Annotated in this window: 22 protein-coding genes and 3 pseudogenes; 16 read left to right on the top strand and 9 right to left on the bottom strand. The window is 38.8% G+C overall.

Annotated features, from left to right (window positions below; genetic code table 11):
- The first annotated feature begins 2 nt into the window (after positions 1 to 2).
- From rsgA to SJY45_RS09215, 9 genes and pseudogenes are all read left to right on the top strand, one after another.
- Positions 3 to 956, top strand: a complete 954-nt coding sequence (gene rsgA, locus SJY45_RS09255; protein ID WP_215441206.1) for a ribosome small subunit-dependent GTPase A — start codon at positions 3 to 5, stop codon at positions 954 to 956.
- Between the two features lie 35 nt (positions 957 to 991).
- Complete coding sequence (dtd, locus tag SJY45_RS09250) at positions 992 to 1,444, top strand: D-aminoacyl-tRNA deacylase (protein WP_400074235.1); 453 nt, start codon at positions 992 to 994, stop codon at positions 1,442 to 1,444.
- 79 nt (positions 1,445 to 1,523) lie between these two features.
- A complete protein-coding gene (locus tag SJY45_RS09245) occupies positions 1,524 to 3,434 on the top strand; it encodes a DUF3857 domain-containing protein (protein WP_400074233.1) in 1,911 nt (636 codons plus the stop codon).
- A 29-nt stretch (positions 3,435 to 3,463) separates the two neighbouring features.
- Positions 3,464 to 5,524: a DUF3857 domain-containing protein gene (locus SJY45_RS09240; RefSeq protein ID WP_215441212.1), complete on the top strand. Its 2,061-nt coding sequence runs from the start codon at positions 3,464 to 3,466 to the stop codon at positions 5,522 to 5,524.
- Positions 5,490 to 5,816, top strand: coding sequence for a nucleotide pyrophosphohydrolase (locus tag SJY45_RS09235; protein WP_215441214.1), 327 nt, complete (start codon positions 5,490 to 5,492; stop codon positions 5,814 to 5,816). The genes SJY45_RS09240 and SJY45_RS09235 overlap by 35 nt, the downstream gene beginning before the upstream one ends.
- A 103-nt stretch (positions 5,817 to 5,919) precedes the next feature.
- Positions 5,920 to 7,150: pseudogene (locus SJY45_RS09230) on the top strand (3-phosphoshikimate 1-carboxyvinyltransferase).
- Between the two features lie 171 nt (positions 7,151 to 7,321).
- Positions 7,322 to 8,371: a tRNA preQ1(34) S-adenosylmethionine ribosyltransferase-isomerase QueA gene (gene queA / locus SJY45_RS09225; protein ID WP_215441218.1), complete on the top strand. Its 1,050-nt coding sequence runs from the start codon at positions 7,322 to 7,324 to the stop codon at positions 8,369 to 8,371.
- 85 nt (positions 8,372 to 8,456) lie between these two features.
- A pseudogene (gene rlmN / locus SJY45_RS09220) lies at positions 8,457 to 9,498 on the top strand (23S rRNA (adenine(2503)-C(2))-methyltransferase RlmN).
- Positions 9,499 to 9,676: 178 nt separating this feature from the next.
- Positions 9,677 to 10,654 (top strand): polyprenyl synthetase family protein, encoded by a 978-nt coding sequence (locus SJY45_RS09215; protein ID WP_400074230.1) that lies wholly within the window; start codon positions 9,677 to 9,679, stop codon positions 10,652 to 10,654.
- 62 nt (positions 10,655 to 10,716) lie between these two features.
- Here the strand turns inward: SJY45_RS09215 and SJY45_RS09210 are convergent, their stop codons facing one another.
- On the bottom strand, positions 10,717 to 11,325 hold the full coding sequence (locus SJY45_RS09210; protein WP_400074228.1) for an SIMPL domain-containing protein: 609 nt from the start codon (positions 11,323 to 11,325) through the stop codon (positions 10,717 to 10,719).
- 56 nt (positions 11,326 to 11,381) lie between these two features.
- A complete protein-coding gene (locus SJY45_RS09205; RefSeq protein WP_289063357.1) occupies positions 11,382 to 11,807 on the bottom strand; it encodes a hypothetical protein in 426 nt (141 codons plus the stop codon).
- A gap of 224 nt (positions 11,808 to 12,031) precedes the next feature.
- Between SJY45_RS09205 and SJY45_RS09200 the strand changes: the two genes are divergently transcribed.
- On the top strand, positions 12,032 to 13,303 hold the full coding sequence (locus SJY45_RS09200) for a PQQ-dependent sugar dehydrogenase (RefSeq protein ID WP_400074226.1): 1,272 nt from the start codon (positions 12,032 to 12,034) through the stop codon (positions 13,301 to 13,303).
- Between the two features lie 67 nt (positions 13,304 to 13,370).
- Positions 13,371 to 15,350 carry a DNA primase gene (gene dnaG, locus SJY45_RS09195; protein WP_400074329.1) on the top strand — a complete coding sequence of 660 codons (1,980 nt, stop codon included), beginning with the start codon at positions 13,371 to 13,373 and terminating at the stop codon, positions 15,348 to 15,350.
- A gap of 86 nt (positions 15,351 to 15,436) precedes the next feature.
- Here dnaG and SJY45_RS09190 read toward each other — a convergent pair whose 3' ends face one another.
- Together SJY45_RS09190 and nadE are read right to left on the bottom strand one after the other, a co-directional pair.
- On the bottom strand, positions 15,437 to 16,066 hold the full coding sequence (locus SJY45_RS09190) for a response regulator transcription factor (protein ID WP_215441227.1): 630 nt from the start codon (positions 16,064 to 16,066) through the stop codon (positions 15,437 to 15,439).
- A gap of 169 nt (positions 16,067 to 16,235) precedes the next feature.
- Positions 16,236 to 17,024 carry an NAD(+) synthase gene (nadE, locus tag SJY45_RS09185; protein ID WP_400074223.1) on the bottom strand — a complete coding sequence of 263 codons (789 nt, stop codon included), beginning with the start codon at positions 17,022 to 17,024 and terminating at the stop codon, positions 16,236 to 16,238.
- Positions 17,025 to 17,122: 98 nt separating this feature from the next.
- Between nadE and gldB the strand changes: the two genes are divergently transcribed.
- Together gldB and gldC are read left to right on the top strand one after the other, a co-directional pair.
- Positions 17,123 to 18,079 (top strand): gliding motility lipoprotein GldB, encoded by a 957-nt coding sequence (gene gldB, locus SJY45_RS09180; protein WP_400074221.1) that lies wholly within the window; start codon positions 17,123 to 17,125, stop codon positions 18,077 to 18,079.
- 1 nt (position 18,080) lies between these two features.
- A complete protein-coding gene (gldC, locus tag SJY45_RS09175; protein WP_215441230.1) occupies positions 18,081 to 18,416 on the top strand; it encodes a gliding motility protein GldC in 336 nt (111 codons plus the stop codon).
- A 5-nt stretch (positions 18,417 to 18,421) separates the two neighbouring features.
- Here the strand turns inward: gldC and SJY45_RS09170 are convergent, their stop codons facing one another.
- The 3 genes from SJY45_RS09170 to bla are packed head-to-tail and all read right to left on the bottom strand — an operon-like array spanning position 18,422 to position 21,531.
- Entirely contained in the window at positions 18,422 to 19,135 is a 714-nt protein-coding gene (locus SJY45_RS09170) for a pirin family protein (RefSeq protein WP_400074219.1), read from the bottom strand.
- A gap of 4 nt (positions 19,136 to 19,139) precedes the next feature.
- Positions 19,140 to 20,765 (bottom strand): alkaline phosphatase D family protein, encoded by a 1,626-nt coding sequence (locus tag SJY45_RS09165; RefSeq protein ID WP_400074217.1) that lies wholly within the window; start codon positions 20,763 to 20,765, stop codon positions 19,140 to 19,142.
- A gap of 25 nt (positions 20,766 to 20,790) precedes the next feature.
- Entirely contained in the window at positions 20,791 to 21,531 is a 741-nt protein-coding gene (bla, locus tag SJY45_RS09160) for a subclass B1 metallo-beta-lactamase (RefSeq protein ID WP_400074327.1), read from the bottom strand.
- Positions 21,532 to 21,580: 49 nt separating this feature from the next.
- On the opposite strand from bla, the gene SJY45_RS09155 reads away from it, so the two are divergent.
- Positions 21,581 to 21,961 (top strand): GTPase, encoded by a 381-nt coding sequence (locus SJY45_RS09155; protein ID WP_400074215.1) that lies wholly within the window; start codon positions 21,581 to 21,583, stop codon positions 21,959 to 21,961.
- On the opposite strand, the gene yihA is transcribed toward SJY45_RS09155, so the two are convergent.
- Both yihA and SJY45_RS09145 read right to left on the bottom strand, forming a co-directional pair.
- Complete coding sequence (yihA, locus tag SJY45_RS09150; protein WP_215911810.1) at positions 21,958 to 22,575, bottom strand: ribosome biogenesis GTP-binding protein YihA/YsxC; 618 nt, start codon at positions 22,573 to 22,575, stop codon at positions 21,958 to 21,960. The two genes, SJY45_RS09155 and yihA, sit on opposite strands and share 4 nt — an antisense overlap.
- Positions 22,576 to 22,608: 33 nt before the next feature.
- Positions 22,609 to 23,373: an alpha/beta fold hydrolase gene (locus SJY45_RS09145; RefSeq protein ID WP_215441239.1), complete on the bottom strand. Its 765-nt coding sequence runs from the start codon at positions 23,371 to 23,373 to the stop codon at positions 22,609 to 22,611.
- A gap of 255 nt (positions 23,374 to 23,628) precedes the next feature.
- Here SJY45_RS09145 and mraZ point away from each other — a divergent pair.
- Together mraZ and rsmH are read left to right on the top strand one after the other, a co-directional pair.
- Positions 23,629 to 24,103 (top strand): annotated as a pseudogene (mraZ, locus tag SJY45_RS09140) (division/cell wall cluster transcriptional repressor MraZ).
- Positions 24,093 to 25,007 carry a 16S rRNA (cytosine(1402)-N(4))-methyltransferase RsmH gene (gene rsmH, locus SJY45_RS09135; RefSeq protein WP_400074213.1) on the top strand — a complete coding sequence of 305 codons (915 nt, stop codon included), beginning with the start codon at positions 24,093 to 24,095 and terminating at the stop codon, positions 25,005 to 25,007. Before mraZ ends, rsmH begins: the two are co-directional and overlap by 11 nt.
- The last annotated feature ends 3 nt before the right edge of the window (positions 25,008 to 25,010 follow it).

The raw sequence follows: 25,010 nt of genomic DNA, 5'->3' as shown, positions 1-25,010 counted from the left end.
TAATGAAGGGAACTGTATATAAATCTACCGGAAGTTGGTATACCGTAAAAACACCAGAAGGTGAGTTTTACGAATGCCGTATTAAAGGTAAATTTAGAATTCAGGGTATAAAAAGTACGAACCCTATTGCGGTTGGGGACCAAGTAGCGTTCAAAATAGAAAAGCTAGGGGATGATACCGTAGGTACCATTCACGGTATTGAAGATCGTAAGAATTACATTATTCGGAAATCTGTAAACCTTTCAAAACAAACCCATATTATAGCGGCCAATTTAGATCAGGTTTTCTTATTGGTCACCTTAAACAATCCTACTACCTATACCATTTTTATTGATCGTTTTCTGGCAACAGCAGAAGCCTATGATATTCCTGCTATTTTACTTTTTAATAAGGTAGATAGTTATTCTATTGAAGAATTGGCAGAGATTAAATACCTGGCGGAACTTTATAGGAATGTAGGGTATACGTGTATTGGAATTTCGGCAAAGTCCGGTAAAAATGTGGATAAGGTAAAAGAAATGATGGTGGGTAAGACCAGCATGTTCGCAGGTCATTCCGGTGCAGGCAAGTCAACCTTGGTAAACGCATTGGAGCCAAAGCTGGATTTAAAAACTACGGAAATCTCGGGTCAGCATCTTCAGGGCCAACATACCACTACTTTTGCGGAAATGTTTGATTTGGATTTTGGTGCTCGCATCATAGATACTCCGGGCATTAAGGGCTTTGGGATTGTAGATATGGAAAAAGAGGAAATTGGGGATTACTTTCCTGAATTCTTTGAATTGAAAGGGGAGTGTAAATTCAACAATTGTCTTCATCTAGACGAACCCAAATGTGCCGTAAAAGAGGCGCTAGAGGCAGAAGAGGTAGCATGGAGCCGTTATCGTAGCTATGTGCAAATGGTAACGGGAGAAGAAGAGAATTACAGAGTAGATATCCATGACGTAAAAAAATAGCGTCATTAGGAATATCAAATATTATATTAAGAGCAATGCGAGCTATTATTCAGAGAGTTTCTAGGGCCAGTGTAACGGTAGAGGGAAAAAAAATTTCAGAAATACAGAATGGACTTTTAATCTTGTTGGGCATTGAAGATGCCGATGGACAAGAGGATATTGAATGGCTGTCCCGAAAAATTGTCAACCTTAGAATTTTTAATGATGCCAATGGTGTTATGAACGAATCGCTAAAGGAAGTAAATGGCGATGCTATTGTTGTCAGCCAGTTTACCTTGCATGCCGCTACAAAAAAGGGTAATAGGCCGTCATATATAAGAGCTTCAAAACCGGATGTGGCCATTCCTCTTTATGAGAAGTTCATTGCGCAAATTGAACTGGATCTAGGTAAAAAGGTTGGTACCGGTATTTTTGGTGCCGATATGAAAGTGGATTTGCTAAACGATGGCCCGGTTACTATTGCCATAGATACGAAGAGCAAGGAATAGGTTCTCTTCATCGAATTTTTTCTTCAATTTGTAAGAAAAATATGTGTTTTGTTCTGAATTCTCACGACAATCACAGGCAATGCGACTTTCTCTAATAACATTTTTATTTTTTACGAGCATTATTTCTACAGCTCAAGAATTAAATTACAATGCCCTCTTATTAAAAAAAGAACTTACGGAGAATGCAAATGCAGTAGTCCGTTTAGATCAAGTTGAGATTGAGCTTCTTTCACAGCAAAAGATGACGGTTAAAACTAAGCAGGTAATTACTGTGTTAAATCGTCTTGGAGACCGCCATGCAAGAACCGGTATGGGGTATGACAGTGATAAAAAAATAAAGGATATTCAGGTTCGTGTCTATGACGCCATGGGCAATGAGATAGAGAAAATTAAAAAGAAGGATTTTAAGGATGTTAACGCTGCTGACGGGTTTTCTTTATATAATGATTATCGCCATTTATATTATGATTATACCCCTGTTAATTACCCGTATACCCTTGTTTTTGAAAGTGAATACGAGACACCGGATACGGGCACGATTCCATCATGGTTTTTCTTGAATGGCTTTTTGGTAAGTGTAGAAAAAAGTCGCTATAGCATAACCTATGCAAATGCGAATTTGAAGCCAACTATCATAGAGAAAAACTTAGTAAATATTGATTTTGATATAGAGGAAACAAACAACTCAATTACCTATACTGCAAATAGTATAAAAGCTATAAAACGGGAAAGCATGAGTCCCTCTTTTAAGAAAATCTGTCCCAGGTTAATGACCCGGATAAAGAATTTTCATTATAAAGGATTTGATGCTTCTGTAGATAGCTGGAAAGATCTAGGTGCTTGGGTAGATAAAAAATTGTTGTCCGGCAGAGATGAATTAAGTCCGCAAACTGTTGCAAAGGTCAAGTCATTGGTGGATGGCGTTCAAGATGATTTGGAAAAGGCGAAAATCATCTATAAATACGTTCAGGACAATACCAGATACATTAGTGTGCAAATAGGAATAGGGGGCCTTCAGCCTATAGCGGCTGTTGAGGTAGACCGCGTAAAGTATGGAGATTGCAAGGGGCTTTCAAACTATACCAAAGCATTGTTAAAAGAAGTAGGGGTTACCTCTTATTATGCAGTGGTCCAAGCTGGAGGTGATAAGGTAGATTTTGAAGATGATTTTGCTGATTTGGCGCAGGGCAATCATGTCATTCTTGCCATACCGTATAATGATAGGTACTATTGGGTAGACTGCACATCCCAGATTCTTCCATTTGGTTATGTTGGCAGTTTTACGGACGATAGAAAAGTAATGATCGTAAAACCAGAAGGTGGTGAAATTGTTACTACAACAGCCTACCTTAATGAGAACAATTATCAATCTATTACATCATCATATGAGCTAAAACCTAATGGCAGCATTGTTGGAGAAACGAATCTCATGACCAAAGGAAGTAGATACAATAGTCATTTTAGGTTAGAGGAAGAAACCGAAGAAGAAATTGTAAAAAAGATTAAAAGCAGATGGAGTTCCATAAACAACCTAACCGTTGCCAACTATAACTTTGATAATAATAAAAAAGAAGTTGTCTTTAATGAAAATGTTTCTTTGAGCGCATCTAACTATGCTTCTTTAAGTGGAAATAGAATTTTGTTTACGGCCAATGCCTTTAATAACCGTAATGTTGTCCCGGACCGTTACCGCAATAGAAAGCTGCCATTTGAAATTCAACGTGGGTACCTAGATGAGGATAATTCGGTTATCACGCTTCCTGAAGGATACATGGTAGAGGCGCTGCCTAGCGCTAAGAAAATCGACAATGAATTTGGCGTATACACTGTAGATTTTGATTATAACGAAGCGGAGAATACCGTGAGCTACAAACGAAGTTTTTTCCTGAAAAAGGGATTTTATCCCAAAGAAAAATATAATGCGTATCGCGACTTTAGAAAAGAAGTTGCCAGCACGGACAATGCACAGATTGTACTTCTAAAGAAATAAACAGCCACTTTTTACATAAAACCAATAACATGATGCAAATTAGAACAACCTTGCTAATGGTTCTTTTGACCATAGTATTTACGGCAAATGCCCAGAGTTATAAATTCGGAAAAGTTTCCGAGGCAGAATTAAGAGAAACCTTTAACCCCAGTGATTCCTCAGCAGCAGCTACGGTTTTATATAGAAGTAAGAATGTTAGGTTCAATTATGCTCAGGGAGCTGGTTTTACTATTATTACCGATGTTTTTGAACGTATAAAAATATATAATAAAGCGGGATTTGACTATGCTACTATTTCACAAATGTTGTATAAGAGTGATAGTAATGTGGAGTCTATTTCTGGGCTAAAGGCATGTACTTACAGTTTAGTTAACGGTAAGATTGAAAAGAGTAAAATGGAAAAATCTGCTGTATTTACTACTGAATTGAACAAGTATAGGAATGAAGAAAAATTTACTCTTCCGAATATAAAGGAAGGTTCTGTTATAGAATTTCAGTATAAAATCATTTCCCCCTTTTACTATTCTATAGACGAAATAGTATTGCAATATGATATTCCCATAAAAAAACAAGAAATAACCATTGCTACTCCGGAGTATTTCAATTTTAAGACAAGTATGAAAGGGTATTTGACCGTAACACCCAAGTACACGGCAAAATCAGGAAATATAAATTTAACAAGTAAAAATAGAACTACTGGTGGTGGGTTTGATGTGACATCTACAAAATATTCAAATCAAAATATTGATTTTAAGATTAATACTACTGACTACATTATGACCAATGTGCCAGCGTTAAAAGAAGAGCCGTTCGTAAACGATATGGACAATTACAGAAGTTCTGTAGATTATGAATTGCAGTATATTCAGTTTCCACATCAGATGATGGAAAATTATGCAACTACATGGGAAGCTGTAATCAAAAAAATATACGAGAGCGAAGGGTTTGGAGTGCAATTAAAAGCCAACAGGTATTTTAAGGACGACCTTGAAGCTATAAAAAGTAAAGCTTCCTCTCCGATTGAGTTATTGGCCGGTATATTTTTTCACGTTCAAAACCACATGAATTGGAACAATATATACGGTTATCATGTAGACAAAGGTGTAAAAACGGCTTATAAAGAGAGAACGGGCAATGTTGGGGATATCAACCTTATACTTACGGCTATGCTTCAGGAGGCAGGTCTAGATGCTAGTCCAGTGTTAGTAAGTACCAGGAGTCATGGTGTGCCAATGTTTCCAACTAGGGAAGGTTTTAATTATGTAATTGCTTCGGTAGAGATAGATGGTGAAATGGTGTTGCTAGATGCTACTAACAAATACACTAGGCCAAACCTTTTACCAACAAGGACATTAAATTGGTTTGGTAAGAAAATAGAAAAAGACGGGTCTTCGGTTTCCATAAATCTTTTTCCTAAACAACTTTCTGAAGATAATATACAAATGAGCGTTAAGCTCAACGATAATGGAAGCCTTAGTGGAAAATTAAGACAGACCAATCGTTATTACAATGCTTATTTGTTCAGAAATAAATATGCAAATAGTAATGAAGAAGATTATTTGGAAAAGTTGGAGAACCGTAACAGTGGTATGGAGATTTCAAACTATGAAATCAAGAATAAAATGAATATAAACAAGCCTGTTCAAGAGAGCTATGAGTTTGTTCTGGACAGGCAGGCAGATGTAATTGGCGATAAAATTTATTTTTCACCTTTGTTTCATCTGGTAGAGGCCGAGAACCCTTTTAAACTGGATGAGAGAAAATATCCCGTAGATTTTACATTTCCTAAGCGAAGTAAATATTTGGTGAGCATTTCTATTCCGGAGAATTATGAAGTTATCTCCAAGCCTGAAGATATGGCCATTGGCCTCATTGATGGTATAGGTACATTTCAGTACAAGATTATGGGTAGCGGGCAGAAATTGCAGCTTGTGGCCGACTTAAAATTGAACCAACCGATAATAGGGGCGGAACACTATTCCTATTTAAAAGAATTCTTCAAAAACTTAGTTGAAAAACAAACAGAAAAAGTAGTTTTATCAAAAATTACTTCCAATGGAACTACAGAAAGCACAGGAAAGGGTAGATAAATGGATTAAGGAGCACGGGGTGCGTTATTTTAATGAGCTTACTAACATGGCACAGCTTACGGAAGAGGTTGGTGAAGTAGCTCGTATTATAGCCCGCAGGTACGGTGAGCAAAGTGAAAAAGAATCAGATAAGAACAAAGACCTGGGAGAAGAACTGGCAGATGTGCTTTTTGTAACCCTTTGTTTGGCCAACCAGACCGGTGTAGATCTACAGACGGCTTTTGACAAAAAACTCGATTTAAAAACAAAACGAGATCATGACCGTCATCACAACAATGAAAAGCTCAAATAGTATTATCTTTGGCAACTTAAATTGTGCTCCATAACAGGTGGGGCTGCGGAATGGTTTAAAAACAAACCTGTTCCGTTTAAGAACCTTATAAAGAGAATTACTTTTGAAACTACACCTATCCGCGCCGTCCAATACCTTATTAAAAAATAGCATCCAGATTACGGGCTCAAAGAGTGAGTCTAATCGGTCATTGTTGCTACAAGCTTTATACCCGAACCTTAGTATTGAAAACCTTTCCAATTCAGAATGATGCGGAGGTGATGCAAAAAGGACTTAAAATTGAGAATGGAGTAGTGGATATTCACCATGCCGGTACGGCAATGCGCTTTTTAACGGGGTATTTTGCTTCTCAAGAAGGAAAAGAAGTAACCCTAACGGGATCACAACGTATGACCGAAAGGCCGGTAAAGGTTTTGGTGGAGGCGCTCCAGAGTTTAGGTGCGGAAATAAAATATGTGAAAAACGAAGGATATCCGCCAATACAAATAAAAGGGAAAAAACTAGTTGAAAGTAAAGTGAGCCTTCCTGCAAATATTAGTAGTCAATACATTTCTTCTTTGTTATTGATAGCTCCAAGCCTAAAAAATGGTTTGGAATTGGAACTGGTAGGAAAGATAACTTCGGTTCCTTATATAAAAATGACATTGGCCCTGTTGTCACAGATTGGGGTAGGAAATTCTTTTGAGGGCAATACCATAAAAGTTGCGCCAAAGGCTAGTGTAGAGAATGTAAACTTGGTCGTGGAGTCGGACTGGAGTTCTGCATCCTACTACTACAGTATTGTTGCCCTTTCTGATGTGGGAAGCGAAATTTCCTTATCGGCATATAAGAATAATAGCTTGCAGGGAGATAGTGTACTTCAAGAATTGTATACTGAGTTTGGTGTGGAAACCCATTTTGAAGGAAACAATGTAGTGCTACGTAAGGCTGAAAATCCTGCTGAGAAGAAAGTTCAATTTGATTTGAGTAATGCTCCAGATATAGCACAGACCATTGCCGTTACTTGTTTTGGTCTGAAAATGGAATGTCGTCTAACAGGACTACATACCCTTAAAATCAAAGAAACCGATCGTTTGGAAGCATTGCATACGGAGCTTTCTAAATTAGGGGCGAACATAGCGGTTACCGATAAAGAATTAACTCTAGGTTTGTCCGAAGCATTCAATACAGAGGTTGCAATTGATACCTATAATGATCACAGAATGGCCATGGCATTTGCTCCTTTAGCACTAAAAGTACCTTTGTATATAAACGATGCTGGTGTAGTTTCTAAATCCTACCCTGATTTTTGGAATGACCTTGAGAAATTGGGTTTTGTGTCTAAAGGTATTTAGAAGTCTATTAATCAATATTTTACGAGTTTGTTTTGCTGTTTGTGCTGTAAATTTCCATGTTAAAGGCTGATGATAAATGGGTAAGAACCAATATAATCAGCGTTTTACTTGACAACCCCTATCTGCACATCGTATATTTGCAACCGCAAAACTTTTAACAAAATTTCATAGATGAAACTATCGCACTTCAATTTTGAATTACCAGATAATCTATTGGCCGAGTATCCTGCTGAAAATAGGGATGAGTCTAAATTAATGGTCATTCACCGTGAGACCGGAAAAATAGAACATAAAATGTTCAAAGACCTTATCAATTATTTTGATGAAGGCGATGTAATGGTTTTGAACAATACTAAAGTTTTTCCTGCCCGTTTATACGGTAACAAAGAAAAAACAGGTGCAAGAATTGAAGTATTCTTATTACGTGAGCTAAACGAAGAACAACGCCTTTGGGATGTTTTGGTTGATCCAGCACGTAAAATACGTATTGGTAACAAATTGTACTTTGGAGAAGATGAAACATTAGTAGCGGAAGTTATTGATAACACTACTTCAAGAGGTAGAACGTTACGTTTTCTTTACGATGGTTCGTATATAGACTTTAGAAGAAAACTTCGTGATTTGGGTCAAACTCCTTTGCCTAAATACATTAAAAGAGATGTAGAGCCGGAAGATGAAGAGCGTTACCAGACCATCTATGCCAAGCATGAAGGAGCTGTGGCTGCGCCAACTGCAGGTCTTCATTTCTCAAAGCACTTGTTGAAGAGATTGGAAATTAAAGGTGTTGACTTTGCCGAAGTTACCCTTCACGTAGGTTTGGGAACTTTTAACCCGGTTGAGGTTGAGGATTTGTCCAAACACAAAATGGATAGTGAAGAGCTGGTAATTGACGAAAGGGCTACTGAGGTAGTGAACAATGCCAAGAAGAACAAAAAACGTATTTGCGCTGTTGGTACAACGGTAATGCGTGGCCTTGAAAGTGCTGTTTCTTCCGAGCATACTTTAAATACTTTTGATGGATGGACCAACAAGTTTATCTTCCCTCCGTACGATTTCAGTATAGCTAACTGTATGGTAACGAATTTTCACTTGCCAAAATCTACGTTGTTGATGATGGTATCTGCCTTTATTGGACATGATTTAATGAAAAAAGCGTACAAAGAAGCCATTTTAGAGCAGTACAAGTTCTATTCGTATGGTGATGCAATGCTAATAATCTAGTTTTACCCAAAAGGTAAAAACATAAATTTAAAGCCCTTCTTTATATTTTATTGAAAGTATAGAAGGGCTTTTTAGTTTTTAGAACGTGAAGACACAAAAAAAGGACATACGGGCACTTACCAAGGAGCAGTTACGAGACTTCTTTGTTACTAATGGAGATAAGGCTTTTAGAGGTAACCAAGTGTATGAATGGCTATGGCAAAAGGCAGCACATTCTTTTGAGGGAATGACCAATATCTCAAAAGAAACCAGAGATATGCTAGAGGCTAATTTTGTGATCAATCACATTAAGGTAGATCAAATGCAGCGCAGTAGTGATGGCACTATAAAAAATGCCGTTCGTTTGCATGATGATCTAGTGGTAGAATCGGTTCTGATTCCAACTAAAACACGAACTACGGCATGTGTTTCCAGTCAGGTGGGTTGTAGCTTGGATTGTAGGTTCTGTGCTACTTCTCGCTTAAAACGTATGCGTAATCTAAACCCTGATGAAATATATGATCAGGTAGTGGCTATAGATAATGAAAGTCGGTTGTATTTTGATAAACCTTTGAGCAATATTGTTTTTATGGGCATGGGCGAGCCGCTTATGAACTATAACAATGTGCTAAAAGCTATTGATAAGATTACATCACCGGAAGGTTTGGGTATGTCTCCCAAGCGCATTACGGTTTCTACATTCTGGTGTGCCCAAGATGATACGTAAAATGGCCGATGATGAGGTAAAGTTTAAACTTGCCGTTTCCCTGCATTCGGCAGTAGATGAAATACGTACGTCAATAATGCCTTTTAACGCAACCTTTACTTTAGAAGACCTTAGGGAGGCGTTGGAATATTGGTATGCAAAAACAAAGAGCAGAATTACTTATGAGTATGTGGTTTGGCAGGGTATTAACGATACCCAGAAGGATGTAGATGCTTTGGTGAACTTCTGTAAATTTGCGCCTTCCAAAGTTAACCTTATAGAGTATAACCCCATAGATGATGGTGAGTTTCAACAAGCGGCCAATAGCGCAATAGAAATGTATGTGGCAACTTTGGAACGTAATGGCATTGTGGTTACGGTTAGAAGATCTAGGGGCAAGGATATTGATGCGGCATGTGGTCAGTTGGCCAATAAACAATAGGACGCACAAGATATTTGCTTTTTTATTGGTCTTGTGTTATAGGTGTTTTCTTCCGTAAAATTCCCTAAAAGAATTATCTTTTGTACTTTTTACGAATAGTGGTTGAAGCATACAGGGTACTCGCTTGTTTTTTCCTAAATTTATACGCTAAAGCAAGTAGCGAACAAAACACAGGTTTTTGAAAATAGTATCGCAGATAAAGGAGCCGGTAAATCACGAAATGGAACTTTTCGAGGAAAAGTTTCGTGAGGCAATGTCCTCAAAAGTGGCGTTACTTAATCGTATTACTTACTACATCGTAAATCGTAAGGGAAAACAAATGCGGCCTATGTTCGTATTTCTTACGGCCAAAATGCTAAACAACGGAGAGGTAAACGAACGGACCTACCGTGGCGCTTCCGTTATAGAGTTAATTCATACCGCTACATTGGTACATGATGATGTGGTGGATGAAAGTAACAAGCGTAGGGGTTTTTTCTCCATAAATGCCCTATGGAAAAATAAGATTGCAGTGCTAGTTGGTGATTATCTATTGTCTAAGGGGCTGTTATTATCAATTGACAACGAAGATTTTGACCTTCTGAAAATCATATCCGTTGCCGTACGTGAGATGAGCGAAGGCGAATTGCTGCAAATTGAAAAGGCACGTAGACTGGATATTACAGAAGACGTCTATTATAACATCATCAGGCAAAAAACGGCAACTTTAATAGCGGCCTGCTGTAGTTTGGGAGCATGTTCTGTTCAGCCGGAATCCCCAAGTGTGGAGACTTTTAGAAGGTTTGGGGAGCTGTGTGGCATGGCTTTTCAAATTAAAGATGACCTTTTTGATTATGGAGAGGATAAAATAGGAAAGCCTACCGGAATTGACATTAAAGAACAAAAAATGACCTTGCCACTGATTCATACGCTAAATACCTGCTCAAAAGCGGATAAAAAATGGCTTATTAATTCGGTAAAAAACCATAATAAGGACAAAAAGCGCGTAAAAGAGGTAATTGCTTTTGTTCGGAATAATGGAGGCTTGGACTACGCTGTTCAAAAAATGCTTTATTTCAAAGAAGAGGCACTAAAAATACTGGCCACATATCCGGAATCTGCCTATAGGTATTCTCTTGAGTTAATGGTAAACTACGTGGTAGACCGAAAAAAATAATCCTCCGTAAAAGAGCCTTTCTTGACTGCTTTACGAAGGACTGTTTTTAAGAACGAGTTATTTTATAATAACTCAAAGGAAACGGATAAGTAATAGTTTCTTTTCTGCTCAGCATTTCCATAGTACATAGATTCGGCTATTTTTTTTACGTTCGTGTCGTTAATGTAAATAGCTTTTCCAATTTTCCTGCCAATTTTTTTAGCAATGGCAGTGGCTTTGATCTTAGCGTCATCAAAAGCTAATTTGGCATATTCGGCCATTTGAGCTTCACTAAGTTCGGCTTCTAAGTTGGTGTCCGAACGCGTAACACCAATAGCTTTCACACTAAGGAACTTCTGCATTTCCTCTAAAGATTTAGTTTTAAATTCATATACGGTACCTTCCTTCTCATATCCTAGAAGCGCATAATAAAGAGGAGCTTCTACAAGCTGAGATGTATCTATATTGGCCTTTTTAAGTTTCTCCATATATCCGGTCTTAACTTCATCAAGACTCACGGTCTGAGCATCATAGTATACGTTGTTAAGGCTAACAATCATTTTACTTGAGTATTCAGGTGTTATACTGTACTCATGTGAGCCATTTACATTAATGTTGTTTTGAAAAGTGCTCTGTGCGAAAGTCATAACTGTACAAGCTAGTAGTGTAATACCTGTTATTAATTTTTTCATGATATTATTTTTAGATTTTTTCTGTTAAGTGATTAACGACTTTTATAGGTGGAAACTTATACTGCCGAGTATAAAAATGAAGCAACGATCATCCAGCTGCCAACAACTATGCCCAGAATACCCAATTTTCCTTGTTTCGGGGCAATTTTGGCACGTAATTCTTCGGCTCGTACACGTGCGGCCTGGCTGTTGGACAAGAGCAATTTGTTTATTAGGCCTGATCCCAACATAAAGCCTAAAGCGGCAGATACCAGATTGCCGGCTAAAAACGTGGCCCACCAAATAGGGGAGGTGCTTAACCACCCTAAATTAAGAACGGCTGTGATAAGGCCCCAAACACCCCAGAAACAGAATATAATTCCGATCCATCCTTGGTAAGGCTCAATTTTTTCTAAAAGTTCTCCCGCATTCGGTTTTTTTGATAGCAATAAAGATGGTACGGCTACAATACTTAATAATACTAATGCAATTCCCCAGATCATAATTTTGTTTTTAGGTTTGTAATAGGGTTAAAAATCTATAGGACAAAGTTGCGGCTATATGAGTTGCGAAGTTTCACTTGTAGTAGTGAAAATACCATCCCTGAAAACAGGGATAAGCGAGATGTGGAGCTTTAAATTCAATAGCTATCGATTGAGCAATTACTAGGGTTGATAGTGTTCAGTTTTCTGAATTGTAAATTTTATTTTCAGGTAAAACTTACAATATGAGAAAAATACTTTTACTACTAATAGGTTGTGGGACGTTCCTATCTTGTAAAGAGACAGCTAAAATTTCGAAGGAAGAAAAAAAGGACTTGGCAGAAAGCGGAATCACTACGGTGCAGACAGCTATCGGTCCGCTGGAGTTGGTAGCGCCCTTTTCAACTGAATCGGTCACCAAGGAAAGCAAGGTTATCGGTTGGCCTGAAAATGTCAAACCAAAAGCACCGGAAGGTTTTTACGTCACCAAATTTGCAGATAGTTTAAAGCATCCCAGATGGACGTATATAGCACCTAATAACGATATATTCGTTGCGGAATCCAATACCAAGAACAGCGCTAATCAGATTACGTTGTTGAGAGATAAGGATCAAGACGGTGTAGTTGATGGTCGCTATGTTTTTAAAGAGGGATTGAATCAGAATTTTGGAATGTTAGTAATAGGTGATTATTTCTATATAGCTAATACAGGCGGACTTTTCAGATATCCGTATAAGGCGGGACAGACTAAACTGGAAGGTGAAGGAGAGAAAATCGTAGAATTATCCGCCAGTGGGTATAACAACCACTGGACGCGTAACATCATAACCAATAAAGAAGGTAATAAGATTTACATTTCTGTTGGATCGGCAAGTAATGTAGGGGAACAAGGTATGGAAAAAGAAGAACGCCGTGCAACTATCTTAGAGGTGAATCTAGATGGTTCTGGAGAAATTACATACGCTAGCGGATTAAGGAATCCGGTAGGTATGGATTGGAACCCTGTAACCGGTGAACTATGGACAGCAGTAAATGAAAGGGATAAAATTGGGGATAATTTGGTTCCGGATTATGTGACCAGTGTCCAAAAAGGAGGATGGTATGGTTGGCCATATAGTTATTATGGTCAGATCAAGGATCCACGTTGGCAAGATGATCCACATGAAGAAATGGTGGGTAAGGCAATTATTCCGGATGTTCCCGTTGGTAGTCACACCGCTTCTCTAGGATTCACTTTTTACACGGCTGATCAGTTTCCGGAGAAGTATAAAAATGGTGCTTTTGTAGGGCAGCACGGCTCTTGGAACAGAGCTATCTTTTCTGGGTACAAAGTTTTGTTTGTGCCTTTCGAAGAAGGCAAGCCACAACAACCGGAAGATTTTCTAACTGGTTTTATTGCTGATGAAGAGGCTGGAGAAGTGCATGGAAGGCCTGTTTGTGTAACGGTTGCAACAGATGGTTCTTTATTAGTGAATGATGACGATAGCGGAATCATATGGAGAGTTAAAGCGAATTAGATTAATGCTAAATATTATATGAAAAATAGTGTCTATCTTTAGACACTATTTTTATTTTTCTACTGATTTGATTTCAAAAACCACAATAGATAAAGTTTACGAAACTGCCCGTTTAGAAGAGGTTATAGGAGACTTTGTACAATTAAAAAAATCGGGCTCTAACTTTAAGGGGCTTAGTCCGTTTTCAGATGAGCGAACACCAAGTTTTATGGTGTCTCCGGTAAAACAGATATGGAAAGATTTTAGTAGTGGAAAAGGGGGTAATGTAGTGGCGTTTTTAATGGAACACGAACATTTTACCTATCCAGAGGCCATTAAATACCTTGCCAAAAAATACAATATTGAAGTAGAAGAGACAGAGCGTACGGATGAGCAAAAGCAAGAAGCCAATGAACGCGAAAGCATGTACCTGGTCTCGGAATTTGCGCAAAAGCATTTTTCTCATATGTTGTGGGATACGGAATTAGGTAAAGCCATTGGTCTTAGTTATTTTAAGGAAAGGGGATTTACCGAGGAGACTATAAAAAAATTCAATCTAGGCTATTGTTTGGATCAATGGGACGGTTTTACAAAAGCTGCATTTGATGAAGGGTATAAATTAAAGTACTTGGAGCAAACGGGACTGACCATTGTAAAACAGGATGCGCAAAACCCTAACAGCCCAAAAACTTTTGATCGCTTTAAAGGAAGGGTAATGTTTCCTATACATTCCATGAGCGGTAGGGTCTTAGGTTTTGGAGGTAGAATTTTAGGTAATGATAAAAAGGCGGCAAAATATCTAAACTCCCCAGAGAGCGATATTTATCATAAGAGCAAAGTGTTATATGGTATTTATCATGCTAAACAGGCTATTGCCAAAGAGGACAATTGCTATTTGGTTGAAGGTTATACGGATGTTATCCAGTTTTACCAACGTGGTATTCATAATGTGGTATCGTCAAGTGGAACGGCACTTACTCCAGAGCAAATACGTCTAATCAACAGGCTTACAAAAAATATAACGGTACTTTTTGATGGTGACGCAGCGGGCCTTAGGGCTTCTTTACGTGGTATTGATTTAATTTTGGAGCAGGGCATGAACGTAAAGGTCTGCACGTTTCCTGAAGGAGAAGACCCGGACAGTTTTTCTAAAAACAATGCCCTTGAGGATGTTCAACAGTATTTAGAAGAAAAATCTCAGGATTTTATACAATTTAAAGCGGGACTTTTGGCTCAAGAAGCGGCCAATGACCCTATAAAGCGGGCGGATACGGTCAGGGATATTATTCAGAGTATTTCCAAAATACCGGACGCTATAAAGCGGGAAATTTACATTCAAGAATGTGCTAATATCATGAAGGTTTCCGAGGGCGTACTCTTTAGTACGTTGGCACAAATGGGCAAAAAGGGAGCTTCAGCAGATTCTAAAAATCAAAAACCGGAACGAAAAGCTTTTGATGTAGTCAAGAACGAGGCTCCACAGGAGAAAGTAGATGTGCAGTATTTACTGGAACGCAAAATTATTGAACTGTTGCTGCTGTATGGGAATGAAAAAGAAGAGTTTGAGGATTTAGTGCTAAAAGAAAATGAATCTGGAGACCTGATACTGGAGCCTGAGTCGGTTGAAGCTAAGGTGTATGAAAAGATTTTCTTGGATCTACAGGATGATGAGATTGAATTGGCAAATGAACAATTCCGGCAGATTTACTATAAACTTATTGAGGCCTTGAACCAAGATTCCGATTTTACGATAAGTACATTTTTAAGCGGACTAGAGCAACAGTTGGTTTCTGAAGTGTCTTCTATTTTAATGGAAGAGGAAAAGTATACATTGCACAGTTGGGAAAGGAAAGATATTTATCCAAAGGAAAAGAAGGTAGGCGTGGCCCAATTAGTAAGCGAGACTATCCTGACCTTGCGGTGTTTTTTAATAAAAAAACGTATGACGGCCTTGCAAGACCATACTAAGGAAAGTCAACAAGATCACAGGGAAACGCTTGAAGAAATCATGAATTATCTTCAACTGAACAAATTGCTCAATAAAAAGTTGAATAGAGTATTCTCTTAAGAATACGTGGCGAAAGTTTGATTTTAGGGCATAAAAAAACCCTAACGAAATCATCAGGGTCTGTACACGTTACGAATGTTAACTTCTTAATAAAGTTCCAATGCTTTAGCTTGTTGCAAAAGATCTACCATGTTGTCTACGTTTAACTTTTTCATTAAACGAGCCTTGTAGGTACTCACTGTTTTTTCGTTTAAGTTCAAACCGATGGCTACATCTTTGTTACGCTTGCCGCTAGCCAATAATTTAAGTACTTCAACCTCACGGGTAGAAAGTTTTCTAAAGAACCTTCTGGGTTTTTGGGTACCTTCATCAAATGCTAAACGTTGTGCAAGTTCATTTGTAATGAACATGTTGCCTTCGCTTACTTTTTTAACTGCTGTTATGATGTAGTCTATGTCTGAGGCTTTTGAAAGATATCCAAAGGCACCTGCGCGAATAGTACTTAGTGCATAAACGTCTTCAGATTGACCGCTATACATTAATACCTTTACACTCGGGTGTTCTTTTTTGATTTTTCGCAGCGTGGCAATCCCGTTAATTTCCGGAATGTCCATCTCCAGCATTACTACATCAGGATTTGATTTCTCCAACTTATCGAAGAGCTCAGAAGTAGTGGATACCGCACCCACTATTTCAAATCCATTAGCAGATTCAAGAACATTAGTCACACCCATTCTAATAATGGGATGGTTGTCTGCAATTAATACTTTAATCATGTTGATAGTTTTAACCTAGATTATAAACGTTCTTCCGCCCGTCTAAAATACTGACATGCAATGTAAGGTTTAAAAATCTAATTACTTAAACAAAATTGGTGTTTTTTTCATAAAATTAGCCTCTTTTATGAATTTATTCGATTAGATTACCTTATTTACGGATATATCGCTAAAATAGAGCGTCAGGAATTTCGCAAACGGGTATCGGATTCATCTTGTGTTGGTTAGCTGAATTAAATTTCGTGTATATTAAGAATACTTCCTTCTCTCTGCCAGTAAAATCGCTCACTTTTTTTCCTTCATCTTGCATTTTCATAGCCCATTCTAGCTCAGGGTAGCTTGCTCCTATCTGGTCTTCATCGGTTCTGTCATCTCCCCAAAGTCCATCTGTTGGGGCTGCATTTTGGATATCTGTATTGATATTCAGGTGTTTGGCTATTTCGTATACTTCAGTCTTCAAAAGGTCTGCAATAGGGCTCAAATCTACACCTCCATCACCATATTTGGTGTAAAATCCTACACCAAAATCCTCTACCTTGTTTCCTGTGCCTGCAACCAAATAGCCTTCCAGTGCCGCAAAGTAGTAAAGGGTGGTCATACGTAATCTGGCTCTTGTATTGGCCAAAGACATAAAACGTTCTTCTTCATTATCTACTTTTGGAAGAGATGATACAAGACTGTCAAATACAGGGGTGAGGTTTACCGGTTGCCTTTTTACCTTGTTAAAATTAGCTTGCAGCCAGTCTATATGGCGTGATGCTCGGGTTACTTGGTTTTCAGCTTGGTGTATAGGCATTTCCAAACACATGAGTTCAAGACCGGTTTTGGCGCAGAGCGTGGAGGTCACTGCAGAGTCTATTCCGCCTGATATTCCAATAACAAAACCTTTCATGTTTGCATTTACCGCATATTCCTTTAACCAGTTTACTATATAATCTACTACCTTTTCTGTCTGCATAGGATGTTCATTATGTCTAGATCGACTAACTTTGTGAGCTTAAAAATAACGTCTTGCGGTTAAATATTGAAATGTATCGGAAATTACTTTGCAAACAAATGCCAGTTTTTGCCATTTTTATGATTTTATTCGCCTTTTTTGGGTGTAATGAGGGGTTAAAGGTCTCTGAAGATGTACAGAAAATAAAAGTTGATTTGCAGGTTAATAGGTTTGATACGCAGTTTGCGGAAACAACACCAGAAGATCTTCCCGTTTTAAAAAAACAATACCCATATCTGTTTCCCGCACAATATCCGGATAGTGTCTGGGTGGCCAAAATGAAAGATACCATACAGATGGAGCTGTTGTCCGAAGTGCAAAAGACATTTTCGGATTTTTCAGAAGAAGAACAATCTTTAGAACTCCTCTTTAAGCATATCAAATACTATTTTCCAAAGTTTGAGGCACCTAAAGTAGTGACCGTAACTTCGGATGTGGATTACAGTAACAGAATTATCTTAACGGACACCTTGCTGCTCATTGGTCTAGATAATTATTTGGGGCCAGAACATAGGTTTTACCGGGATATCCAAAGGTATATAAGCGCAGATTTGGATAGGAAGTATTTAGCTGTGGACGTTGCCAGTGCTTTTGCAAAAAAGGTGGTGCCCAAGCCACAGGAACGTAGTTTTCTTGCGCAACTTATCTACTATGGCAAGGAACTTTATTTAAAGGATAGGTTGCTTCCTTTGGCCACGGACGCTCAAAAGATAAATTTCTCAGAAGAGCAGTGGACTTGGTCGGAAGCCAATGAGCAACCCATTTGGAGGAATTTTATTGAGAGTGAATATCTATACAGTACAGATAATACCTTGGCGAGACGTTTTTTGGACCCGGCTCCGTTTTCCAAGTTTGGGTTGGAGTTGGATAATGAGTCTCCAGGGCGTATTGGTCGCTATATTGGTTGGCAGATCGTGCGTGCCTTTATGGATAAGAATGAGGTAACGTTACAACAGATGTTGAGCTTACCGGCAGATGAAATATTTAAAAAATCTAATTACAAACCTAAAAAATAACATGGCAAATCTTCATACTTCAGAAATAACATTAAAGGTAGGTTTAGATGAAAACCGCGTACCCGAAGAACTTACATGGTCCGCTCAAGACGGTGGAATAAACAATGAAAAGGCCAAGGCAATGCTATTGTCCGTTTGGGACAGCAAAAACCAAGAGTCGCTCAAAATAGACCTTTGGACCAAAGATATGCCTGTAGACGAGATGAAAATATTCTTTCACCAGACCCTAGTTTCATTGTCCGATACTTTCATGAAGGCTACCCAAGATGAAAAAATGACGGCTACCATGAAGGATTTCTGTGAATATTTTGCTGAAAAATTAGAGTTGAAAAAATAAAAATTCTAATTGGCCATAGGAACTTCCATTAAAAGGATTTTTGAATTTTCGCTATAGGTAAAGTCAATTGTCTCGGTGGCTTCAATTCCCAGTCCATCTCTTTTTTCCAATGCGATACCGTTTGCGGTACATTTACCTTCAAGTAGAAAAACATAAACACCGTTGTTCGTGTTTTTCAATGTATAGGTGTGGGTTTTTCCTTTGTGAAACTCTCCTAGATGAAACCAAGCGTTTTGATGAATCCAAATACCGTCATCATCGGGGTTGGGAGATACAATTTGCTGCAAGCGATTGCTTAAACTGCCCGAAGCTAGGGTTATCTGATCGTAACGTGGTGTAACATTAACCTTATTTGGAAGTATCCAGATTTGTAGAAACTTTACCTTGTTCTCTCGGCTTTTGTTCTTTTCGCTATGTTGTATTCCGGAACCTGCGCTCATAGCCTGTATGTCTCCTTGGCGAATAATGGTGGTATTTCCCATATCGTCTTTGTGCTCAAGGTCGCCTTCAAGTGGAATAGAGATGATTTCCATATTGCTATGGCCGTGGGTTCCAAAACCCATTCCCGCAGCAACTTCATCGTCGTTTAAGACACGTAAGACCCCAAAGTTCATACGGTCTGGATTGTGGTAATTGGCAAAGCTAAAAGTGTGATAGCTATTGAGCCAGCCATGATTGGCATGGCCTCGGGTATTGGCTTTGTGAAGTGTACTTTTCATGTCTTTAATTTTTTGGGTATTCCATAGGAATTGTGAAGGGCCATCCTTCAAACTGTTGGGCATCTGGCTGCGTTACATCTACATATCTGGGCCAGCATTCAAATGTGGTTGTTTTATCTTTTTTGTTAAACCGAACCAGGCCATAACCACCTCCTTTGGAATTGCTTTCCGGGTTTACATAGGCCATCATGCTAATTTTATTGTTAAATCCGTCTAGATAGTCGCCCGTCCACGGAAGTGATGTATTGGTATTAGGGTTTTTTCCAGCTTTCTCATCTTCTGGCCACCACCAACGACTATAGTAGTCGTTTACGATAGCAGGAACGATAAAGGACCATGGCCCGTCTCCAAATTCATGGATGCCTTGCTTGATTACGGTTGCCAAATGCTGGTCTCCGGCAATGTGAACCGCATTGGCGTTTTTTATAAGTTGTAGGGCTTTGTTTCTCCCTGTCTGCGGCCATCCGTTACTGTCCAAATCGGCATGAAGCCTGTTATCCAAAGAACCGTGAATATGTGCGCCACCGCAGAAACCTGTTTGTGATAAAACTACTTTAAGTGACTCTGTATTTGTTTTTCCCCAGTTGTCCAAAAATGTAAGCTGACGGTCGCCCAACAATTTAAGTTCGGGCAAATCTATAGATGCCGGGTTATAGTCGGGATTTCTAATATGGTCCGGTCGTGGGCCTTGCTGGGGTATTTTTCCATTAGGTCCCGACTTGAATTTTCGGTCTTCTAGAATGGCAAAATCTATACCGCCAAGAGGTAAATTGGTATAGTAAACACCAATTCCTTGTTGAATGGGAGTAGGGTCATAAGGGTCTGGTAAATGTGCCGTTTGGCAACGCTCTACCATTTTCACATATTCATGGTGGTAGGTGTAGCCGCCATCATTAGACCCTTTTACGAGTGATATTTTTCCGTTTTCTCCCCAAAGATTTCCTTGGCCAATATCATGGTCGTCCGGAATACTGATTGCGGGGCGGTTGCGGAAAATTTCCTTGAACTGAAAACCGAATTTTAACCAAGCCGCCGTATGTTCGGTATGGTCATAGGATTGGTCTCCGGCAAAAAATATCAGATCCGGATTTTGATGATTAATGTTACGGACATAGTTTTCTCTCATGCCCCGGTCTTGATTAGAGTTGCAGGAAAGGGCAGCAAGAACAATTTCGTCTTTCTCTTTTGGGTCTTTGCGAATCAATCCCTCATAAGTGGCTTTGTTACCATGCCGTATGCGATATTTTATGTCTTTAGTGTCGTCCCAGTTCTCAATACGAAAAAGAGCGGACCACCCTAAATCGTTTACGTTTTGTTTCTGAAGCTCTTTCCAAGAACCATTCTCTTTAATTTCCAATCGTACCACCCGTGTTTCGTCGGGGTAAAGAGGGTAGAGCTGTGCGCTAAGTTTCAATGTTTGTTGGGAAACGGTATAGATGCCAAAAGCAACTACACTATCGCGATTTACCTTTAGATTGATTATGGGGTTTTCATCGCGGTTCCACCAATCGTTTGTAGATAGTTGGTCTACATTGTCAAAAGGTGCAATTACAGGAGGTTTTAGCTCTTGTGCCGCTATAGGATTGGTGAAGAACCAGGTTAAAAACAGGATTAAAAGACTCTTTTTCATATTCGTTAAGGTTCTGTAAAGGTTGTTATTTGGTTTTGAATAGTGATATGGTATAGTCCAGCAGCTCCGTGCCACCATGGTCTCCATGCCCTGGAATGACTATTTTTAGGTCTGGATATGCTGTTTTGATTTTAGAGATAGTGCCGCTCCATTCATCGGTATTGGCATCGCCCAGATATCCTTTTGTGGCGTTCAAGGATTTAACGGGGCATCCACCAAAAAGGAGGTGTTCACTTGGAATGTAGCTAACGATATTGTCTCTGGTGTGGGCTTCCCCAAAATGCCGGTTAATTACTTTTTTATTTCCTAGGATGATTTCGTTTACTTGGTCAAAACCTATTTGTGGCAGCGGATTTCCTTCTTTCTTTGCTAGTTCAATGGTTTTATTGTTGGCATAGGATGGGATGTCCAATTGATGAAAGGCGTCAACTCCCCCAAGACAATCATCGTGAAAATGATTTACGACCACTGCTTTAATTTTATGTTCCTTCGTTTTTGTGATCCAATTAATAAGTTCGTTAGAAGTCTCCGTGTCTATTGGTGTGTCAAAAACTACGGCCTCACCGGCGTTCATGTAAACTAATCCGTTACAAGCTACTTTGCCATAATCTTCTGTTTGTAGATATGAAACATGAATGTAGCTATTTTGGGAAATAGGAATTATTTTTAGGGTTTCGCTGCTGTAAGTTATATTTCCGTTTTGGGACTTACAACTTAGTTGCAGAACAGAAAAGAGCAAAATTATAAGTGGTGATTTGTAGTTCATGAGGTTTTGTTCTTTAAGTTTCATAAATATATAGTTTTACCTTGCACTAATGAAAGATTCAGATATTCAAAAACTCGTTTTTATATATAATGCAGATTCAGGTTTAAAAAACTCTCTATTGGATAGTGCTCATAAAATCTTAAGCCCTAGTACGTATGATTGTAACCTGTGCGACATAACGTTCGGAGTTTTTACGGAGAACAAAGTTTGGAAGGGTTTTAGAGAGTCTACAAGTATGGAAATGGAGTTTCTGCACAGGGACGAATACAAAAAACAGTATGCCTCTAAGTTTGGTACCAAGTTTACGTTTCCGATTATTCTGGCCCGGACAAACAATGATTTGGAAGTATTTGTGGGTACTGAAGAGATGAATACGATTGAAAATGCGGAGTCGCTCGTAGATTTAATTACAAAGAGGATGGAAGCCTAGATTTTTTTGTCTTTGAAAAAATCTATGTTTATGTTTTCTATAAAGTCCAGAACATCATCACGGCCATATCCTTTAGAAGATGAGGTTATGAAGTACTTTGGGGCTTCTTCCCAAACACCGTTCAGTAATTCGGTAACGTAACTGTTTACATTTTTCTCAATGGCGTTAGGCTTCAGTTTATCGGCCTTGGTGAATATAATACAGAACGGAATGCCGTTTTCGCCAAGCCATTCCATGAATTCCATGTCAATTTTTTGCGGTTCATGACGAATATCGACTAAAACAAAAGCACAGACCAGTTGCTCTCGTTTAAGAAAGTAATCGGTTATATATTTCTGAAATGTCTTTTTGCTCTTTTTTGAAACACGGGCGTACCCATAACCCGGCAAATCTACAAGAAACCAATTTTCGTTGATTTTAAAATGATTGATCAATTGGGTTTTTCCGGGGCGGCCAGAGGTCTTTGCAAGACTTTTTCTTTCGGTAAGGCTATTTATCAAAGAAGACTTCCCCACATTAGATCGGCCTATAAAAGCATATTCGGGTAGGGGTTCTTTTGGGCATCTTGCCACATCAGTATTACTGATTATAAAATTAGCCGTTTTAATATTCACCTTCGGAAACTATTTAATTGGGTAGTGTGGTTGCTAAAATTTACGTTGGGTCAACCAGTTGTCCAGAACTTCGTTAAATTTATCAGGATGCTCCATCATTGGGGCATGACCACACTTTTCGATCCAATAAAGGTCGGAATCAGGTAGCAATTCATGAAAAAGATCGGCCACGTCCGGTGGGGTTACCCCATCGTTCTCGCCCCAAATGATACAGGTTGGTGTATTCATTTTGGGGAGGTCATTGGCCATGTTATGGCGTATGGCACTTTTGGCAATAGCCAATGTTTTTATAATTTTTTTTCGGTCGTTTACAGTTGCAAATACCTCGTCTACAATTTCTTTGGTGGCAATGGCGGGATCATAAAAAACGTCTTGGGCCTTTTTCTTTATAAATTCATAATCGCCACGTCTTGGATAGCCGTCTCCCATAGCACTTTCATATAAACCGGAACTGCCTGTAATTACGAGGGCTTTTACCAGTTTAGGGTACAGCTTGGTGTGGAGTAGACCTATGTGCCCTCCTAGAGAGTTTCCTAATAATATAACATCTTTAAGCTCTTTGAACTCAATGAATTTGGCTAGGAATTTAGCAAATTGCTTGACGTTCGTCTTAAGCATGGGCATATCGTAGATAGGTAATTCTGGAATAAGTACTTTATAACCCTTTTTCGGAAAGTATTCAGTAACACCTTGAAAGTTGCTAAGCCCTCCCATAAGACCGTGTAAAATAATGATAGGTGTACCTTCGCCTATCTCTATATACCGGAATTTTCCTTCCTTAATTAAATTTTCTTCCATTCAAGATACTTCTTGGTCTGTTCGTCAAAGATAGACATAATCCTACAATGACTATTATACAAGTATAGGCCAATAAAGCGAGAATTGCCCATTATTTTTTGATTACGACTAAAATTCGCTCTTTTTTCAGGGCACTAAATTGACCATAATTTATGCCCAAAAGCCACTAGTTATTAACAAAGTGGTAATTAGTGGTAAAATGTGGTAATAAAATTTGTAGTTTTGAGTTATAGTATTGTAAAACAGCTTTTTTAAGTGATAAATTTCATTGGGACATACGATTGTAAGGCCGATGCCAAAGGTAGGGTAATGATACCAGTTGCCCTAAAAAATCAGAATGTCTCCTATTTTAAATCAAAGTTTTGTCATCAAAAGATCTGTTTTTCAGCCTTGTTTGGAATTATATCCTATGGAAGAGTGGAATCTTCTTATGGAGAAGATGAACAAGAAAAACCGTTTCAAGAAAAAGAACAACGATTTTATCCGTCGTTTTTCGGCTGGGGTAAAGGTCATAGAGATCGATGCTACAGGTAGAATGCTAATTCCTAAGAACCTTGTGGAGATTGCCAATATCTCTAAAGAGGTGGTTTTGAGTTCGGCAATCAACATTATTGAAATTTGGGACAAGGATAGTTATGAGAAAGTATTGGAAGAAACTGCAGAGGATTTTGCCGAACTGGCAGAAGAGGTGATGGGGGATGACGGAGATGACGAAAGCTATGTATCATAACCCTGTTTTATTGGAAGAGTCCGTAAACGGTCTCAATATAAAGGAAGACGGCGTGTATGTTGATGTCACTTTTGGTGGCGGAGGGCATTCCAAGCACATATTGAAGCAATTGGGAAGCGAGGGTAAGTTGTTTGCCTTTGATCAAGATGAAGATGCGCTTGCAAATACGCTAGGGGACCCAAGGTTTACATTGATCAATGAGAACTTTAGGTTCATAAGGCAGTTTCTTAAGTTCTATGGCATTAGAAAGGTAGATGGAATTTTAGCCGATTTTGGTGTTTCATCACATCAGTTTGATAAAGCTGAACGCGGATTTTCTACCCGTTTTGAAGCGGATTTGGATATGCGCATGAGCAAAAGGAATCTTTTGTCCGCTTATGATGTGGTCAATACGTATGATTATGACGATTTAAGAAAAGTTCTTTTTCAGTATGGCGATTTAAGAAATGCGAATGCCATGGCAAAGACCATTTTGGCAAAGCGAGAAGAAGAGCCTATAAAGACAACAGACAGGTTGAAAGAGGTGTTGCGCTCATTTCTGCCCAATGCAAAAGAGCATAAAATATTGGCCCAAATTTATCAGGCCATTCGTATTGAAGTCAACCAGGAGATTGCTGTAATAGAGGAATTTTTGTTGCAAACTCCGGAGTTGCTAGATGTAGGAGGTAGGTTGAGTATAATAAGCTATCACTCATTGGAGGATCGTTTGGTAAAACGGTTCATTAGAGAAGGGCAGTTTCAGGGTGAGGCGCCAAAAGATTTTTATGGAAATATAGATGTTCCATTTAAAAAAGTGGGGCCGTTAATTGTTCCGTCCAAAGAGGAAATAGCACAGAATAATCGTGCGCGAAGTGCCAAATTGAGAATTGCGGAGCGCATAGAAAAAGTGAATCTTAAAAATTGAAAA

Source organism: Zobellia russellii (assembly GCF_044597075.1).
GTDB classification, from domain to species: Bacteria; Bacteroidota; Bacteroidia; order Flavobacteriales; family Flavobacteriaceae; genus Zobellia; species Zobellia russellii.
This window is presented reverse-complemented; position numbering and strand designations above follow the sequence as displayed.